Origin of the sequence: Rhodoblastus sp., from assembly GCF_019449565.1 — a bacterium.
Classification (GTDB): domain Bacteria; phylum Pseudomonadota; class Alphaproteobacteria; order Rhizobiales; family Beijerinckiaceae; genus Rhodoblastus.
This window is the reverse complement of sequence record NZ_JAGRPM010000038.1, coordinates 131829-148795: the sequence shown is the minus strand read 5'-3', so window position 1 is coordinate 148795 and position 16967 is coordinate 131829. Positions and strand designations below refer to the sequence as shown.

Genomic DNA, 16967 nt, shown 5'->3' with positions numbered 1-16967 from the left:
CTTACCTCACTTATTTGGCGAGTTCGCTGCGAGGGTCAAAGGGCTTGTCGGAGCGCATGCGGCGCGCGAGCTCTTCCAACTCCGTATTGGCGCCGTCCGGCAGCACGATTCGCAGGGTCACCAGCAGGTCCCCGGCGGGCTGGCCGCCGGCCGCCGGCAGGCCTTTTCCGCGCAGCCTGAGCGTTCGTCCGGAATTGGAGTGCGGCGGCAGGGTCAGCTCCACCTTGCCGCTTAGCGTCGGGGCCTCGACCTTGGCGCCCAGCACGGCCTCATAAAGCGTGATCGGCAGATCGAGCCGCAGGTCGCGGCCTTCGATCCGGAACAGGCCGTGTTTCTCGAAGCGCACCGTCACCATGGCGTCGCCGGACGGCCCGCCCATGGGGCTGGGCTGGCCCTGGCCGCGAAGGCGAATCTGCTTGCCGTCCTCGATCCCGGCAGGAATATTGACTTCGAGCGTGCGGCCATTGGGCATCAGAACCCGCGCCTTGCCGCCATGCAGCGCCGTTTCGAGCGAAATTGCGGTTTCGAGCGCAATATCGGCGCCCGGTTCGCGCATCTGCCTGCCCCCCGCGCCGCGCGCTCCGCCGCGTGCGCCGAACAGATCGGCGAACATATCCGCCGCGTCGAAGCCCGCGCCGCCGCCGCCTCGGCCGAAATTAAATTCGAAATGCTCGCCGCCGCCAGGGCCGCGACGAAAGCCGCCCGGTCCCGCGCCCTGGGCGAACCCTTCAAAACCGGGATGGCGCGGCTTGCCTTCCGCGTCGATCTCGCCGCTGTCGAATTGCGCGCGTTTCTTCTCGTCGCCGACGATCTCGTAGGCGGCGTTGAGTTCCGAGAACCTTTCCTTGGCTTTTGAATCCTTCGGATTCTGATCAGGATGATGCTGCTTGGCGAGCTTGCGGTACGCCTTCTTCACATCCGCCTGCGAGGCGTTCTTGGCGACGCCGAGTACCTGATAGGGATCGCGCATATTTCATAAGCCCAAATCGCTCGCGGCCCCCGCAAGGCGCCGCCGCTCTGTCTTGACCATCATCTGGGCGCTAAACCCGCCCGGCGCAAGAGGCGGCGAGCCTATTCGGCCTTCGCCGGGTGCAGCTCGGCGATGGTCCATTGCGCGCTTTTGTCGCGGCATGCGGCCCCATGCGCCGCATGCGCGCCGGCGCGCGTATCGAATTGCGCGGAAAAATCGCGGCAGATCACGTCTTTCAAGGGATAGGCATAGCCCACGGGCGTCACCTGCCCATGCGCCTTGCTCACCGGATTGTCCCAGCGCACGGAAGCGCCGTTGCCCTGGGGATCGAGCGCGATGGCGAGGGCGCCAAGGGCGCGGCGGCGGTCTTCCTCGTCGAGCGAAGCAGGCAGCGCGGCGGGCTCAGCCGTTTTCGGCTTGGCCGTGGAGATGGAGCCGGTGGGGTTCGGGTCAAAATCGCCGCCGAAAGGCGTCGCCACAGCGCAGGCGGCGAGGCTCTGGCACAGCAGCGCGCAGCCGATCAGACGCCGCGCCAGCGGAAAAAATTGCTGCCTGCGCGACGACGGTTGACTATGCTGGGACAGGAAAAGGCGCAAGCGGACTCTATCCGAACAAAATTTCTGGAAGGCCATATTCCGATGAACGCATTAACGGGTCGTAACCATCGCCCCGCGCATGAGCCCTTCGCACGATTCAGGGAATGGATGGACGAAGCGGAAAAGCACGAGATCAACGATCCCAATGCGATGTGCCTTGCGACCGTGGACGCCGATGGCCTTCCCAACGCCCGCATGGTGCTGCTCAAGGGTTTCGACGACGACGGCTTCGTCTTTTACACCAATGGCGAGAGCGCCAAGGGCCGTGAACTCGCCGTCAACAGCGCCGCGGCGGGCGTGCTGCACTGGAAGAGCCTGCGCCGGCAATTCCGCTTTCGCGGCCTGGTCGAACGGGTCAGCGAGGCCGAATCGGACGCCTATTTCGCCAGCCGTCCGCGCGATAGCCGAATCGGCGCCTGGGCGAGCCAGCAGTCGCGTCCGCTCGAAAGCCGTTTCGCTCTGGAAAAGGCGGTTGCGGTCCAGGCCGCACGATTCAACATTGGTCACGTGCCGCGCCCGCCGCAGTGGGGCGGCTATCGCATCCGGCCGATCGAGATCGAGTTCTGGACGGACAAGCCCTTCCGCCTGCACGAGCGCTTGCGCTACACCCGCGAGACGCCGGAGGGTGATTGGGCGAGCGAGGCGCTCTACCCGTGAGCCCGTCCCGCCGCCATTACCCGGCGCAACCCGCTCTGGCCGTCAGCATCGCGGTGTTTCGCGAGGGCAAGGTCCTGCTGGCAAGCCGGGCGGAAGAGCCTTACCGCCGGATGTTTACCTTGCCCGGCGGGCTGGTCGAGACCGGCGAGACGGTCGAGGCCGCCGCCCTGCGTGAATTGCGCGAGGAAACCGGCGTGCTTGCCCGGCTGTCGGGCTTCAACCAGACGGTCCAGCATATTTCCCGCGACGCGGCCGGGCGGGTCGAGCGGCATTATGTCATCCTGTCCTTCGCCGCACGCTGGATCGCGGGCGAGGGGCGGCCCAGCGCGGAAGTCGCCGAAATCATCTGGCGCGCGCCGGGCGACTATGATGGGCTTTCCCTCACGCCAATGCTGCCCCATATAGTCGCCGACGCCCTGCGAATCATGGATGGAGCGGGATGAGGCTTTTCGCGCGGGTTTCGCGTCTCACGATTCTTGTCCTGGGACTCGCCTGGGCCGGCGCCGCACTGGTCCCCGCCAGGGCGCAATTTTTCTTTCCTTTTTTCGACAACCGCCCGAGCAATAGGCCGGACGCGGACTTCTGGGGGCGCCGCCGCGGCGACGGCGGTCCGGCGGAGCAGAGGGCCAGGCCCAAGCCGCATCGTGAAAAGCCCCGCGTGGACGCCAAAAAGCCAAAGGCTCCGGAACCCGCAAAAGGCCAAACCGCCAATATCGATCCCACGGCGCCCGTGGTGGAAGGGCCGCCGCCACCCTATGAGCCGCAACTGCTGCGCCTGTCGGAAATCATGGGCGCCCTGAGCTATCTGCAGACGATCTGCGGCGCGCCGTCCGCCGGAAGCGCCGCCAATGGCGCCGCCTGGCGCGAGCAGATGGAAAATCTGATGAATGCGGAAGCCGCCGGGCCGTCGCGCCGGGAAAAACTCGCCGGCGCCTATAACCGCGGCCTGCGCGGCTATGAATTCTCCTATCACGCCTGCACATCCAATGCGCAGCTCGCCCGTCGGCGTTTTCTCGACGAAGGCGCGCAGCTGTCGCATGACATTTCCGCGCGTTATCGCGCCAATTGAGGCGCCGCCTGGGCTGGTCGCGTGAGCGCTGAAAAATTACGCATATAAAACAATGTGTTATAAAAGAGCAATTTCGGCGCGAGGCGAGTGAAAATATTAACCGTTTCTTAAGACGCGGCTCGCAATGCGCCCGCCGGATCGATAAGGTCATAGCCATCATGACCTTTCCGGCACCTCCCTTTTTCGAAACCAACGGCGCGGACGACGAGCGCCGCGCGGCCCTGGCCTATGTCACCGAGGCGTTCGCCGAGGCGATCCTTGCTGGAATCGAAAGCGAAAGCTTCGCTCACGCCGCTCTTTTCGCGGCCTTGCAGGAGCTTGTCGAAACTTATGGAGAGGAAGCGGTCGCGCAATTCGCGGGTCGGCTGCCGGATCGTATCCGGGGCGGCGAGTTCACTGTCGCGGTCAAGCATTAAGCGCGATCAAGCACTTGGCGCGGTCAGAACGGCCTTTGCGCTGTCTGCGCCGGCGACTCGGGGGCGATGAGAAATTCGACGAGGCGCTGGAAAGCCCTGCCGCTGGCGCCGCGCGCGCCGTTCCTGTCCCGGTCGCTTCGTTCCGGCGTCTTGAAATTCAGCAGCAGCGGCAATGGTTCGCGCATGAGCGGTTCAAACGCCCGTCGCAGCCGCTCGCTCTGCCGCCGCCATTCGCTGGCGCGGCGGGATATGTCGGGACGAGCCGTAAGCAGAGCGGCGATTTCTTCGCTCCGGCGCGAGTCGAGCAAGTCATCGACGAAACGATGCAATTCGCCTTCGGTGAGCGGGCAGCCGGACCAGCCGGGGGCGGCTTCGACCGTCGCGTCCGGCGGGGAGGGCAGCGCCAGCAGGTGAGACCGCGCCTCGCCGGAAATGGCGCCCGCGAGCCGCGCGCGGGCAACAGCCAGCCGAGCCAAAATCCGCTCCGCGGGCATGTCGAGTACGGCGCCGGCTTGAGCGTAGTCCAGTCGCTCGAGCGCGACGAGCGCGAGGGGAGCGCGGAGATCCAATGTGAGCTGGGGCAGGGCGCGCGCTTCGGGCGCCCAGGCGAAATGACCTTGCGCGTCGGCAGGGGACACGCCGGACTCCTTGCGGTCGCCCGTGGCCAGGGTTTCTCTGGCCTTGCACGCGAAATGGGCGCGCGCCAGCGCCGTCACCCGCCGCAACAAAGCGATGCGCAGGGCCTCGCCAAGGCTGCAAGGGGAATTTTTGCCGGCGACGGCGCTCGTCCTGCGAAGCCCCGCCCGCCAGAAGCCGAGCAAGGCTTCGTGCACGAGATCGTCGGCGTCCTGATCGACCGGAGCGCCAACACTCTTCGCGCCCGCTCCCTTGGCGTCAGCCGCTCTCGCTTCGGCCGCTTGCGCCCCAGCCCCTTGCGCCCCAACTCCTGGCGCGCCGCGCGGAGGCGCTGGCCAGCTCCCCAGCAGCGCATGGGCGTAGCGACGCAATCGCGGCGTCTGGTCGACGATATAGGCTTCCATGAGGCCGAACCGGTCCCCCGCTGGCTTTTCTTCATTCCCTGCAGCGTTGATCGCGCGGAGAATCAGGCGGTCACTTTATATTAACGAGTTTTAAACTTTCCGGTCCGAATTGAACATAGCCCGGCGGGTTGTGCCCAGAGTTTCCCACATTCCATGCAGCTTTTCGCGAGAGCGCCGGGCGGCGGGCTCAGTCGGGGCCACTTGCCTCTGGCGCAGGGCAAGGCTAAATGGCCGGACAGCCATTTGGGATCAATAATGACAATGACAGAAGCGGAAACCGCCGCCGTGAACCTTCTGACCGGCCCCATGCGGGGCAAGCGCGGGCTGGTCATGGGCCTGGCCAACAATCGTTCGATCGCCTGGGGCATAGCCAAGGCGGCGCGGCAGGCCGGCGCCGAGATCGCGCTCACCTATCAGGGCGAACCGCTTGAGCGGCGCGTGCGGCCACTGGCGGCGGAGCTTGACGCCCTTGTCGTCGGCGAATGCGACGTGACCGACAAAGCTTCTCTCGACCGCGTCTTCGCGGAAATCGAGCGGGTCTGGGGCACGCTTGATTTCGTCGTCCATTGTATCGCCTTTTCCGACAAGGACGAGCTGACCGGCCGTTATGTCGACACCAGCGAGGAGAATTTCAAAACTTCGCTGCTGATCTCCTGCTATTCGTTCACGGCGGTCGCGCAGCGCGCCGAAAAGCTCATGACGAATGGCGGCTCGCTGCTGACCCTGACCTATTACGGCGCCGAAAAATGGATGCCGCATTATAACGTCATGGGCGTCGCCAAGGCCGCGCTGGAGGCCAGCGTGCGCTATCTTGCCGCCGATCTCGGCGAGAAGAACATTCGCGTCAACGCCATTTCCGCCGGCCCGATCAAGACATTGGCGGCCTCGGGCATTGGCGATTTCCGCTACATCCTCAAATGGAACGAATATAACGCGCCGCTGCGCCGCACTGTGACCATCGACGAAGTCGGCGAAAGCGCGGTCTTCCTGCTCTCGCCGATGGGGCGCGGCGTCACCGGCGAAATCCTGCATGTGGACGCGGGCTATCATATCGTCGGCATGAAAAACCCCAACGCGCCCGACATCGCCGATATCATCAAGAAACCCTGACCGCCCGCCATGCGCGCCGGGACCAGCCCGCGACTCTATTTCCTGCGGCATGGCGAGACGGATTGGAACGCCGAAGGGCGCCTTCAGGGTCGGCAGGACATTCCGCTGAACGCGCTCGGCCGCGCCCAGGCGGTGCGCGCGGGCCAGACGCTGAAAAAGCTGCTGGCGTCCGCCGGCCACGCTCCCGACGCGCTCTCCTTCCAGTGCTCGCCGATGGCCCGCACCCGCGATACGCTGGAGATCGCGCGCCGCGAGCTGGGTCTGCCCGCGCAGGGCGGCGTTTTCGACGACAGGCTGGTGGAATTCACCTTCGGGCGCTGGGAAGGCCTGACCTGGCCTGAAGTCTGCGTCCGCGATCCCGAACTAGCCCGCGCGCGTCAGGCCGATAAGTGGAATTTCAAGCCGCCGGGCGGCGAAAGCTATGCGGAGCTTACGCAGCGGCTGGCGCCATGGCTGGCCGAACAAGACCGGCCGAGCGTGATCGTCTCGCATGGCGGGGTCGCCCGCGCGCTTATGGCGATGATCGGCAACCTGAGCGAGCAGCGCGCGCCCACCGCCGATATCTGGCAGGGGCGGGTGCTGGTGTTTTCCGGGAACAGGTTCGACTGGATCTGAGAGGATTTCTTCGGGAGCGCTCTCGCGCTATTTCGCGTCGCCGTTCTTCTCCAGCGTTTCCGCCAGATCCGCCGCGAGGGCGAAAAAGCTCCGCCGCACGTCGGGCGCGAAGGGGTTCAGCCGCTCGATCGCGTAGAAGACTTCCGGCGCGTCATAGCGCACCATGTCCACCGCGCGCATCAGCAGGTCGAAGCTGGCGGTGGTCATGTGCCGGGGCAGGGGCTCCATCTCCACCAGCACCTTGGCGATGAGATGGGTCAGGCCCTGGACCATGGCCGCGTCGCGGTCATGCTGTTCCGGCGTGGCGATAATTGCCTGCAGGCCGAAGGTCTTGCGCAGGAAGGCCGCCAGCATCCGGGCGCGCGGGCCGCGAATCGGGCAGATGACGATCTTCAGGCCCTTGACGCCGCCGCGCGCGCTTTGCGGGCCGAACATCGGATGGGTGCCGATGATTTCGACCGTCTGGGGCAGTTCCGCGCGCATGAGCTGGGCCGGCAGCACCTTGACCGAACAGACGTCAAGCACGACAGCGCCCGGCCGCAGATGCGGCTTGATGGCGGCGATGGCCGCGCCGAGCTGGGGGACAGGCATGGCGAGAATGACGAGATCGCAGGCGGCGGCCGTCGCGACATCGGTCAAGGTGACGCCCTTCGCCGGCTCGCATGCGGCAGGGTCAAAGGCGAAAATCGGGAACAACGGCCCGAGATGGGCGGCGATCAGCCGGCCGAAGGCGCCAAAGCCGATGAGGCCGATGGTGATGCTGGGCCTCGCCTTGGGCCGTCTTCGGGGGCGTTCGCTCACGTCTTGTCCTCGCCGGGCGACTTATTTCGCCTGGTCGTAATTGCAGACGCCCGGAAACTTGTTGAATTTAAGCGGGCCGCCGCAGGGATCGCAGGCGGCGACCAGAACGCACAGCGCCAAGGCTGCGCTCACCCGAACCCATTTGGCCACGATTCATCTCCACTCGCCGATCGCGCTCAATCGCAAGGTTTTTTTTGCGCGAGGTTTTTTGCGCGGGCGGCTGGCGCAAGTCAAGCGCGGGACTTCAGGCCGAAGGCTCGCCCTTAGGGAAGTCGCAGGCCAGCGCGACCTCCTTGCCGGCGCGCAGTTCGGCGAGAAACGCCTCGGTCCGGGCCGTGATGACATCCTGCGCGACCGAGCCGAGCACCAGCCGCAGCGGCGGGCTTTCCGCCTCCACCGCACTGATGATCGCGCGGACGCCGCGCACCGGGTCGCCGGCCTGCGTACCGCTATAGGCCTGGGTCGCGTTGCGCCGGGCGACGGCGGTTTCGGCATAGGCGTCGATGGCGTTTTTCGGCGTTTTCAGCGAACGGCCCGCCCAATCGGTGCGGAAGGGGCCCGGCTCGACGATCAGGACCTTCACTCCAAGCGGCGCCAGCTCCTTGGCCAAGGCTTCCGAGAGGCCTTCGACCGCGAATTTGGTCGCATTGTAATAGCCGATCCCCGGGAAGCCGCAGACGCCGCCCATGGAGGAAATATTGACGATGGTCCCGCTTTTCTGCGCGCGCATGACGGGCAGGACGGCGCGGCACATGGCGGCGAGGCCGAACACATTGGTCTCGAACATGGCGCGGATTTCGGAATCCTCGCCTTCCTCCACCGCCGCCAGATAGCCATAGCCGGCATTGTTCACCAGCACGTCGATGCGGCCGAATCGCGCCGTCGCCGCCTGGACAGCGGCCTCGATCTGCCCCGGCTGGTCCACGTTCAGGGCGAGCGCAAGGCCGGTTTCTGGATGGCCCGCGATGATGTCGGCGACCTTGGCCGGGTCGCGGGCGGTGACGACGACCCGATAGCCGGACTCCAGTAAAATTTTGGACAGTTCACGGCCGAAACCGGTGGAGCAGCCGGTGATCAACCACACCGGCTTGGAATTCTGCGTCATGGCGCGGCTCTCGCGACTGTTGGGCTTATGTTCACAATCGGGAGCCTAGCATTTCAATATGGCGCCGCAAGCGAATCGGAGCGAGAGTCGCTTGCGGAAACGCAGGGTCGCATTGCCGCGCCGAAAGGCTCGCGCTGCTTGCGGCGGCGGCGCCAGAATTAGCCGGGCGGTCCCCGCGCATGCGGGTAGGAGCGTCGGCGATCCTATGCTATGCGAACCCGGTCGCGGCCTTTGGGCTGCCGGCGGCGGGATTGGGAACAGGCGATGACGGACCTCGAAGCGGGCATTTTGACGGAAAAGCGCTCCACGGCGGAACGCGCCCAGACGTCTCATTCCGTTCTGCGCGGCGCCGTTCGTCCCGATCTCCTCCGCGATGAATTGCTGGCGGAAATCTTCGCTTCCGCCGTCGCCTCGGCGCCCCACGCCGTCGCGATGATGACGATGGAGCGCAAACTCACTTTCGCCCAGGTCGACCATGAGGCTGCCGCCCTGGCGCGCGGTCTGATCCGGCGCGGCATTGGCCCGGGCGATGTCGTCGGCCTCTGGGGCCCGCGCGGGCCAGAACTGCTGATCTGCCAGATCGCCATCGCCAAGACCGGCGCGGCCTGGCTGCCCTTCGACGCCGACGCGCCCGTCGAGCGCATCGAAACCTGCCTGCTCGACGCCGAGGCCAAAGGGCTGCTCACCTCCGAGGCCTTCGCCGCCAAGGCGCATGGGGTCGTGACCGCCCCGGTGCTGACGGAGGTCGATCTGATCGACCGCGCCGACGAAACCCCGGTCGACGCCCGCAAGGCCGGCGCGACGCCCGACCATCCGGCCTACATGATTTATACCTCCGGTTCGACCGGGGCGCCCAAGGGCATCGTCATCACCGGGCGCAATATTTGCCATTACCTGCGCTCGGCCAACGAGACCTACAGGATCGGCCGCTCGGACATCGTCTTCCAGGGCGCCTCGATCGCCTTCGACCTGTCGATGGAGGAGATCTGGATACCCTATCTCGCCGGGGCGACCCTCTTCGTCGCTACGCCGGCCGTGATGGGCGAGGCCGAAGCCTTGCCGGACCTGCTGGAGGAAGTCGGCGTCACCGTGCTCGACACGGTTCCGACTCTGCTCGCGCTGATGCCGCGCGATATCAAGACGCTTCGGGTCATCATCCTCGGCGGCGAGGCCTGCCCCCCGGCTGTGGCCAGCCGCTGGTGCAGACCGGGCCGCACCATTTTCAATTCCTATGGCCCGACCGAGGCCACCGTGGTGGCGACCGTCGCGGAAGTGCGCCCCGACGAGCCGGTGACCATTGGCGGCCCGATCGCCAATTACACCTGCTATGTCGCGGACGAGGCCAACAACCTGCTCGAACGCGGCGTCGAGGGCGAATTGCTGATCGGCGGCCCCGGCGTGGCGCGCGGCTATCTCAAGCGCGACGCCCTCACGGCCGAGAAATTCATTCCCAATCCGTTCGATTCCACGGGGACCGACCCGATTCTCTATCGGTCCGGCGACGCCGTGGTGCTGGAGGCCGATGGCAAGATCGGCTTCCGCGGCCGCATCGACGATCAGGTGAAGATCCGGGGCTTCCGCGTGGAGCTCGGCGAGATCGAGGCCAAGCTCTCGGTCCTGCCCGGCGTCAGCCAGGCCGCGGTGGTGCTGCGCAATGACGACGGCCTCGACCAGCTCGTCGCCTTTCTCGTCGCCGAAAAGGGCGAGACGCTCGATTCGAAGTTTTTGCGCGCCGAACTGCGCGCGGTCCTGCCGCCCTATATGGTCCCCTCGCGTTATGAGCCGCGCGAGGTCCTGCCGCGCCTGTCCTCGGGCAAGGTCAACCGCAACGTCCTGAAAAAGGAGCCGTTGACGGCGCCATCGGCCGGCGAAGCGCAGGAAGACCCGCAGACGGAGACCGAGCGCCTCCTGCTCGAAGCCGCGCAAAAAGTCCTGCCGCCGCAGTCCATTCCATTCGACGCCGATTTCTTCCTCGACCTTGGCGGCCATTCGCTGCTCGCGGCGCGTTTCGTTGGCATCGTAAGGCTGACCCCCTCGCTGGCCGGCATCACGCTGCAGGACATGTATTCGGCTCGCACCTTGCGCGCCATCGCCGGGCTTCTTGACGCCAAGGCCGCCGAAACCGGCGGGCCGAAGGATCTGTCCTTCATGCCGCCGCCGCTGTTGCGGCGCTTCCTGTGCGGCCTGGCCCAGGCGATCTGCCTGCCGTTCTTCATCGCCATGGCGACCGCGCAATGGCTCGGCATTTTCGTTTCCTACATGCTGCTGACGGATACGGACGCCAGCATCTGGCAGGAAATCATCTCCCTGCTCGGCGTCTATGTCATCGTCAACATCGTCACCGTCATCCTCGCCATTGCGCTGAAATGGCTGGTGATCGGCAGGTTCAAGCCAGGGCGCTACCCCATCTGGGGCCTCTATTATTTCCGCTGGTGGGTGGTGCAGCGCATGCTCACGCTCACCCATATCAAGTGGTTCCAGGGCTCGCCCCTGATGCGCGTCTATCTCCAGGCCCTGGGCGCGAAGATCGGCCAGGACGCCAATATTTCCGAGCTTGAGATCGGCGCCGTCGATCTCCTGACCATCGGCGCCGGCACGACCGTCGGCGCCCGCACCAAATTCGCCAATGTCAGCTTTGTCGGCGGCGACATGATCGTCGGGCCGATCGAGGTCGGGCCGGATTGCTATATCGGCTCGTCCGCCGCGCTGGAGCATGACGTGGTGCTGGAGGAGGGCGCGGAGCTGCGCGACCTGACCGCGCTCGAGCCTTTTACCCGCGTCGGCGCCTGGGAAATCTGGGACGGTTCGCCCGGCCGCTGCGTCGGTTCTGTGGACAAGGAATCGCTGCGCCCCTTCGCCGAAGTCTCGTCGGGCAAGCGCGCTTTGCAGACCTTCGTCTACGCGCTTCTGCTGCTGGCCATCCCGCCAGTTGGGCTGCTGCCGCTTTTCCCTGCCTTCTGGGTGTTCGACCGGATCGACGAGTTTCTGGGCCTCGCGGCGACCAGCCGCATGCTCTACATGGCCGCGATCCCGATCATGGCCTGGCCGACTTCCTTTGTGATGGTTCTGGTGACGGTCGCCTTCATCGTCGTCGTGCGCTGGACGGTGCTGCCGAGCGTGCGCGAAGGGGTCTATTCGGTCTTTTCCTGGTTCTATCTGCGCAAATGGGCGGTGTCGCTCGCCACCGAGGTGACGCTGGAGACGCTCTCGTCCCTATACGCCACAGTCTATATGCGGACCTGGTACCGGATGATGGGGGCCAAGATCGGCAAGGATTCCGAAATCTCGACCAATATCCCGGGCCGCTATGATCTGGTCGAAATCGGCGACAAATGCTTCATTGCCGACGAGGTGATCCTCGGCGACGAGGACGTGCGGCGCGGCTGGATGCGTCTCGAAAAGACCAGGACCGGCTCTCGAGTCTTCATCGGCAATGACGGCGTGCTGCCCCCGGGCGCCGATATTCCCGACGGCGCGCTGATCGGCATCAAATCCAAGCCCCCGGCCAATGAGGAAATGTCGCCCGGAGACACCTGGTTCGGCTCGCCGCCGATCAAGCTGCCAGTGCGCCAGAAGTTCGACGCGGGCGGCGCCAACTGGACCTATGAGGCGCCGCGCTGGAAGAAATTCGCCCGCGCGGCCTTCGAGGCGGTGCATATTTCGCTGCCGACCATGCTCTACATCACCTTCGGCACCTGGGCGATTGAATGGTTCGGCCAGGCCGTGCTGGAGGGCGCCTATTGGCAAGTCCTGTGGATGTTCGTGGCGTCCTCGACCCTCATCGCGCTGGCCATGATGGTCGTCGTGATCTGCGTGAAATGGGCGACGATGGGCCGCTACGAGCCGGTCACCAAGCCGATGTGGTCCTGGTGGGCGATGCGCACCGAGGCCATGGCCGTGCTCTATTGGGGCCTCGCCGGCAAGGCCGTCCTTGAACATTTGCGCTGCACGCCCTTCCTGCCCTGGGCTTTGCGCCTGCTGGGCGCCAAATTCGGCAAGGGCTGCGTACTCGACATGACAGACATCACCGAATTCGATTGCATCGAAGTGGGCGATTTCTGCAATCTCAACGCGCTTTCCGCCCTGCAGACCCATCTTTACGAGGACCGGGTGATGAAGGTCGGCCGCGTCACGATCGGCTACGGCGTGACGGTGGGCTCGGGTTCGACCGTGCTTTACGACACCCATGTCGGCGATTTCGCCCGCCTTGGCCCACTGACCATCGTCATGAAGGGCGAGTCCATCCCGGCTCACACAGAGTGGACCGGAGCGCCGGCGACGCCGACGCGACACGTCAAGAGTGCGGCCTGATCTTTACGGCGACGCCCTGATTTCGGCGGTTTTCTGCGCCGGAAAGGCGCGCCGCGCGGGCGTTTGCGGACCATCAATCGATTCAGAAATGGAATGTTACGTTCGGAACAAATTAAGCCTTCTCCCAGCAATTTTTCGCATCGACCGTCGGCGTGAAGCCTGATCGTTTGATTTTATTAAGCTTCCACGTCCAAGGTTGGGGCATGCTCAAGCGCTTCCTTCCGCTAAGGCGATGGTTTCAAACGGCTGCGGCCACCCTGACCGACAGGCGTGTCGATGACGAGTTACTTCGTCATCTGATCGATTCCCTATGCGCAGCCCAGAGCACGCTGTTCGTGGCCATGTGCATGAGCACCGTGCTGACGGTCACCATCTGGATGTTGACCTGGGATCCGCTCTGCGGGTTCTTCGCCGCGCTCAATCTGCTCATCGGCATCAAACGGGTACGCCTCGACACGCAATATCGCCGGCTGAAGGGCGTAGCGCTCGAACGCGCGCGTCTGGTCTATTTCGATCGCCAGTTCCTGTTCTGGTGGACGGCGTTCGCCGCATGTATCGGCTTCGAGAACTACCTGCTCGTGGCCCGGACAAACGAACCGATGGACTGGACGCTGGCGAGCGCCGTCGCGGTCGGCTTCACGGTCGCCTTCGCCCTGCGCAGCGCAGGGCGAATGAAATTGTTCATCGCCCAGGTCCTGAGCATGTGCGGGCCGATGATTGTCGCCTATTCGACCATTTCGGTGACGAACGGCTCCGCCTACGCTGTTCTGCTCGCGGTGTTCGTCGTCATGGCGATCGTCCTTGGCTTCGCCGCGCACGAGCGGGTGGTCGATCTTTATCGCGCCAACCTCCGCACCCGCCACATGGCCCAAAACGACATGCTGACGGGCCTGATGAACCGCTTCGCCTTCTCCGAAGCGCTCGATCGCGAAATCGAGCGCTGCGACATCGGCTCTCGCGTGGCTTTCAGCCTGCTCGTCGTCGATCTCGATCGCTTCAAGGAGATCAACGACATGCTCGGCCACAACACCGGCGACGCGGTGATTGTGGAAATGGCCGCGCGTCTGCGTCGGGTAGTCAATCCCGAGGATCTGGTCGGACGCCTGGGCGGCGACGAGTTCATTATCCTCGCGCGCGGCGGCGGCAAGGAAAACTCCGAAGCGCCGGTTGCGCTGGCGGAGCGGATCGTCGCGTCCTTGCGTGACGCGCCGGCGGTGGTCGACGCTTCCTCGATCTCCATCAGCGGCAGCCTGGGCGTTGTTCATTACCCCGACCACGGCGTCGCCGCCCAGGAATTGCTCAAGAAGGTCGATATCGCTCTATACGAGGCCAAGCGCCAGGGCCGCAATCGTGTCTGCGTGTTCGACAATTCAATGCAGGCCCGCTTCAACGAAGCGCGCATCATGGAGCTGGAAATCGAAACCGCGATCGCGCGCAACGAATTCGAGCCCTGGTTTCAGCCGATCGCCAATATCGAAACCGGCACGGTGCTCGGTTACGAGGCCCTCGCGCGCTGGCCCCATCCTGTGCGCGGCATGATTCCCCCGATCAAGTTCATTCCCTGTTCCGAACAGACCGGCGCGATCGTCCGCATCGGCGAGCAGATTCTGGAAAAGGCCTGTCTGGCCGCCGTAAGATGGCCGGGTTCGCTTTATGTCGCGGTCAACCTCTCGCCCGTGCAGTTCCGCCAGCCGCAGAAACTGGTGGCGATGGTCAAGGACGTACTGGCCCGCACGGGGCTTCCCGCCTCGCGCCTGAACCTCGAAATCACCGAAACGCTCATGATGGAGGACACCGAACTGACCCGGGCCGCCATTGTCGAACTGGCCAGCCTGGGCGTCGGCGTGTCGCTGGACGATTTCGGCTCCGGCTTTTCCTCGCTGTCCTATATCCACTCCTATCCCTTTTCGAAGATCAAGATCGACAAGAGCTTCATCGATCATATCGAAGATGGCCGCGAATCCGTCGCGATCGTCTCGGCCGTTCGCGTACTTGCCGAAAAGCTCGACCTGGAGCTGGTGGCCGAGGGCGTCGAAACCCTGCGCCAGCATCTCGTCCTGCGCCAGCTTGGCGTCACCCAGGCGCAAGGCTATTTCTACGGCAAGCCGATTCCCCATGTCGCGCTGACGGAGGCGCATCTGCGCGTCGCCGCCGGATAAATCCCCAAGTCCAGCTTGCCTCGGCGTTTGCAAAGTCCAGCTTGCCTCAGCGGGTTCGCAGCGTTAGCGTCGCGGGTTAACAAAACGCCCCCGGGGAGGAAAATGAATCAAGAAAACGACGCCCTGAGGGTCTGGTTTCGACTTATTCGCCTGCAAACCCGCGCCCGCCTGTCGATAGCCAATCGATTGCGCGAACTCGATCTTTCCGTCCCTCAATGCGACGTGCTGACCACGCTGACCGAGCGCGAGGGCGTCTCCCAGCAGGAACTGGCGGCGCGTCTCTATGTCACGAAGGGCAATATTTCCGGATTGATCGACCGTCTCGTCGCCAGCGGCCTTGTCGAGCGGCGGACGCTGGCCGGCGATCGCCGTTCCCACGCGATTCATCTGACTCCGGCAGGGCGCGACCTGGCGCGGCGCGGCATCGAGACGCAGAAAGCCTTCGTGGAACAGACTTTTGGCAAGATCGCGCCCGAACGGCTCGCCTTGTTCGAGGAATTGCTGGTCGAGGCGCGCGAACTCGTTCGCGAGAAAGACAGCGCGCTGGCGGAAGGCGCGGGGGCGTGAGTTCTTCGCCTGAGGACGGATGGACCGCGTCCGGCTCGCTGGTTTGACGGCGCCGACCGGTTTCGACGAGGCCTTCTTCGCCGCTTCATCCGCCGTCTGGCGCGAGGGCCTGGCCCGGCGCGATTTCTCCGCCCGCGAACTGCTGGCGGCCGTCTGGGAGCGGGTTCTCCAGCGAAATCCAGTCATCAACGCCTTGGCCGCCTATGATATCGAGGCGGCCGAACGGCAGGCGGCGGAAGCCGAGCGGCTCTATGCGCGCGGCGAGGCGCGTGCGCTGGAAGGCCTGCCGATCACGATCAAGGACAGTTTCGAGACCGCGGGCCTGACGACCGCTTGCGGCATGGAGGAACTCGCGGAATATTGTCCACGGCAGGACGCCGTTGCGGTCGAGCGCCTGCGCGCCGCCGGCGCCGTCATTTTCGCCAAGACCAATGTGCCCCGGCTGACGGGGGACTTCCAGACCCATAACGCGATCTTCGGTGTAACTTCCAATCCCTGGGATCTCTCGCGAACGCCCGGCGGCTCGTCGGGCGGAGCTGCGGCGGCTGTCGCCGCGGGGTTCTGCGCATTCGATCTGGCCTCCGATCTCGGCGGGTCGATCCGCTGGCCCTCCCATGCTTGCGGCCTGTTTGGGCTCAAGCCGAGCTGGGGCCGCATTCCCCTTGCCGGACATATTCCGCCACTCCCGGCCATGCGGCTTAAAAATCCGCCGGATCTCGCCGTCGCCGGACCGCTCGCGCGTTCGGCCGCCGATCTCGATCTCGTTCTTTGCCTGACTGCCGGCCCGCAGAACGCGACGGAATGCGGGCATTTTCCTCCGGTGCGCAAAACGCGGCCAGACCAGCTGCGGCTGGCGCTCTGGCTCGATCCGGATTTCGCCCCCATCGATATCGATGTGGAGGCCGCCGTCCGGGTTGCGGCGGAGGTCCTTGGTCGCGCCGGCGCGCAGGTCGAGGAAGCGAGGCCGTCCGTCGCCTTCGCCGAAGTCTTCGAAATTTATGCGACCTTGAATTTCGCCATTGGCTTCGCGGGTCTAACGCCGGGCGAACGGGCGCGCTTCGCCGATAGCGCCAGGGATTTCGCCCCCGAGGACAAGACCTATCCGGCGATCCGGGCGCGGGCGGCCCGGATCGACGCGGCGAGTTTTTCCCGTCTGGTGGAGCGCAGGGCCGCGATCCGCGAGGCTTTCGCCTCGTTTTTCAGCCGTTATGACGCGATTCTCTGCCCAGCCGCGCCTTGCCTCGCCTTTCCGCACGATTTGTCGCCGGACCCTATGGAGCGGCGCCTGCCGACGAGCGCAGGCGAGCTGCCTTATTACGATCTGCTGAAATGGGCGAGCGTAGCGTCGCTCTCGCACCTGCCCGCGGCGGTCGCGCCGGTGGCGCTGAATCCGCAAGGCTTGCCCTGCGGCGTCCAGATCGTCTGCGCGCTCAATGCCGACCGCGAGGCGATCGCAATCGCCGGCATGATTGAAGACCTGACCGGTGGATTCCGCGCGCCGCCCGCGCGATAAGCGCCGTTTCCGGACAGGCCGCGTGAGACAGGCTTAAC

General features: G+C 65.0%; 16 protein-coding genes. 10 read left to right on the top strand and 6 right to left on the bottom strand.

Features of this window, described 5'->3' with window-relative positions; genetic code table 11:
• Positions 1-10: 10 nt before the first annotated feature.
• Both QZ409_RS09270 and QZ409_RS09265 read right to left on the bottom strand, forming a co-directional pair.
• Positions 11-970, bottom strand: a complete 960-nt coding sequence (locus QZ409_RS09270; RefSeq protein WP_296709768.1) for a J domain-containing protein — start codon at positions 968-970, stop codon at positions 11-13.
• 101 nt (positions 971-1071) lie between these two features.
• Positions 1072-1566 carry an RT0821/Lpp0805 family surface protein gene (locus QZ409_RS09265; protein ID WP_296709763.1) on the bottom strand — a complete coding sequence of 165 codons (495 nt, stop codon included), beginning with the start codon at positions 1564-1566 and terminating at the stop codon, positions 1072-1074.
• Positions 1567-1608: 42 nt separating this feature from the next.
• Here QZ409_RS09265 and pdxH point away from each other — a divergent pair, with 42 nt between their 5' ends.
• The 4 genes from pdxH to QZ409_RS09245 all read left to right on the top strand — a co-directional run bounded on the left by pdxH (position 1609) and on the right by QZ409_RS09245 (position 3708).
• A complete protein-coding gene (gene pdxH / locus QZ409_RS09260) occupies positions 1609-2223 on the top strand; it encodes a pyridoxamine 5'-phosphate oxidase (RefSeq protein ID WP_296709762.1) in 615 nt (204 codons plus the stop codon).
• Entirely contained in the window at positions 2220-2666 is a 447-nt protein-coding gene (locus QZ409_RS09255) for an NUDIX hydrolase (protein ID WP_296709761.1), read from the top strand. The genes pdxH and QZ409_RS09255 overlap by 4 nt, the downstream gene beginning before the upstream one ends.
• On the top strand, positions 2663-3292 hold the full coding sequence (locus QZ409_RS09250; protein WP_296709758.1) for a TIGR02301 family protein: 630 nt from the start codon (positions 2663-2665) through the stop codon (positions 3290-3292). Before QZ409_RS09255 ends, QZ409_RS09250 begins: the two co-directional genes overlap by 4 nt.
• Before the next feature lie 158 nt (positions 3293-3450).
• Complete coding sequence (locus QZ409_RS09245; protein ID WP_296709755.1) at positions 3451-3708, top strand: hypothetical protein; 258 nt, start codon at positions 3451-3453, stop codon at positions 3706-3708.
• Between the two features lie 23 nt (positions 3709-3731).
• On the opposite strand, the gene QZ409_RS09240 is transcribed toward QZ409_RS09245, so the two are convergent.
• Positions 3732-4748, bottom strand: coding sequence for a hypothetical protein (locus QZ409_RS09240; protein WP_296709751.1), 1017 nt, complete (start codon positions 4746-4748; stop codon positions 3732-3734).
• Positions 4749-5009: 261 nt separating this feature from the next.
• Between QZ409_RS09240 and fabI the strand changes: the two genes are divergently transcribed.
• Together fabI and QZ409_RS09230 are read left to right on the top strand one after the other, a co-directional pair.
• Complete coding sequence (gene fabI / locus QZ409_RS09235) at positions 5010-5858, top strand: enoyl-ACP reductase FabI (RefSeq protein WP_296710232.1); 849 nt, start codon at positions 5010-5012, stop codon at positions 5856-5858.
• A gap of 9 nt (positions 5859-5867) precedes the next feature.
• Complete coding sequence (locus QZ409_RS09230) at positions 5868-6473, top strand: histidine phosphatase family protein (RefSeq protein ID WP_296709749.1); 606 nt, start codon at positions 5868-5870, stop codon at positions 6471-6473.
• A gap of 27 nt (positions 6474-6500) precedes the next feature.
• Here QZ409_RS09230 and QZ409_RS09225 read toward each other — a convergent pair whose 3' ends face one another.
• The 3 genes from QZ409_RS09225 to QZ409_RS09215 all read right to left on the bottom strand — a co-directional run bounded on the left by QZ409_RS09225 (position 6501) and on the right by QZ409_RS09215 (position 8379).
• A complete protein-coding gene (locus QZ409_RS09225; RefSeq protein ID WP_296709746.1) occupies positions 6501-7274 on the bottom strand; it encodes a prephenate dehydrogenase in 774 nt (257 codons plus the stop codon).
• Between the two features lie 21 nt (positions 7275-7295).
• Complete coding sequence (locus QZ409_RS09220) at positions 7296-7424, bottom strand: hypothetical protein (protein WP_296709744.1); 129 nt, start codon at positions 7422-7424, stop codon at positions 7296-7298.
• A 94-nt stretch (positions 7425-7518) separates the two neighbouring features.
• A complete protein-coding gene (locus QZ409_RS09215) occupies positions 7519-8379 on the bottom strand; it encodes an oxidoreductase (protein WP_296709741.1) in 861 nt (286 codons plus the stop codon).
• Positions 8380-8643: 264 nt separating this feature from the next.
• Between QZ409_RS09215 and QZ409_RS09210 the strand changes: the two genes are divergently transcribed.
• From QZ409_RS09210 to QZ409_RS09195, 4 genes are all read left to right on the top strand, one after another.
• The gene (locus QZ409_RS09210; protein WP_296709738.1) at positions 8644-12690 is read left to right on the top strand and encodes a Pls/PosA family non-ribosomal peptide synthetase; all 4047 of its coding nucleotides are present in this window, start codon (positions 8644-8646) and stop codon (positions 12688-12690) included.
• Between the two features lie 203 nt (positions 12691-12893).
• Entirely contained in the window at positions 12894-14849 is a 1956-nt protein-coding gene (locus tag QZ409_RS09205; protein ID WP_296709731.1) for a GGDEF domain-containing phosphodiesterase, read from the top strand.
• Positions 14850-14951: 102 nt separating this feature from the next.
• Complete coding sequence (locus QZ409_RS09200; RefSeq protein WP_296709728.1) at positions 14952-15416, top strand: MarR family transcriptional regulator; 465 nt, start codon at positions 14952-14954, stop codon at positions 15414-15416.
• A gap of 19 nt (positions 15417-15435) precedes the next feature.
• Entirely contained in the window at positions 15436-16929 is a 1494-nt protein-coding gene (locus QZ409_RS09195; protein WP_296709725.1) for an amidase family protein, read from the top strand.
• Positions 16930-16967 lie beyond the last annotated feature (38 nt).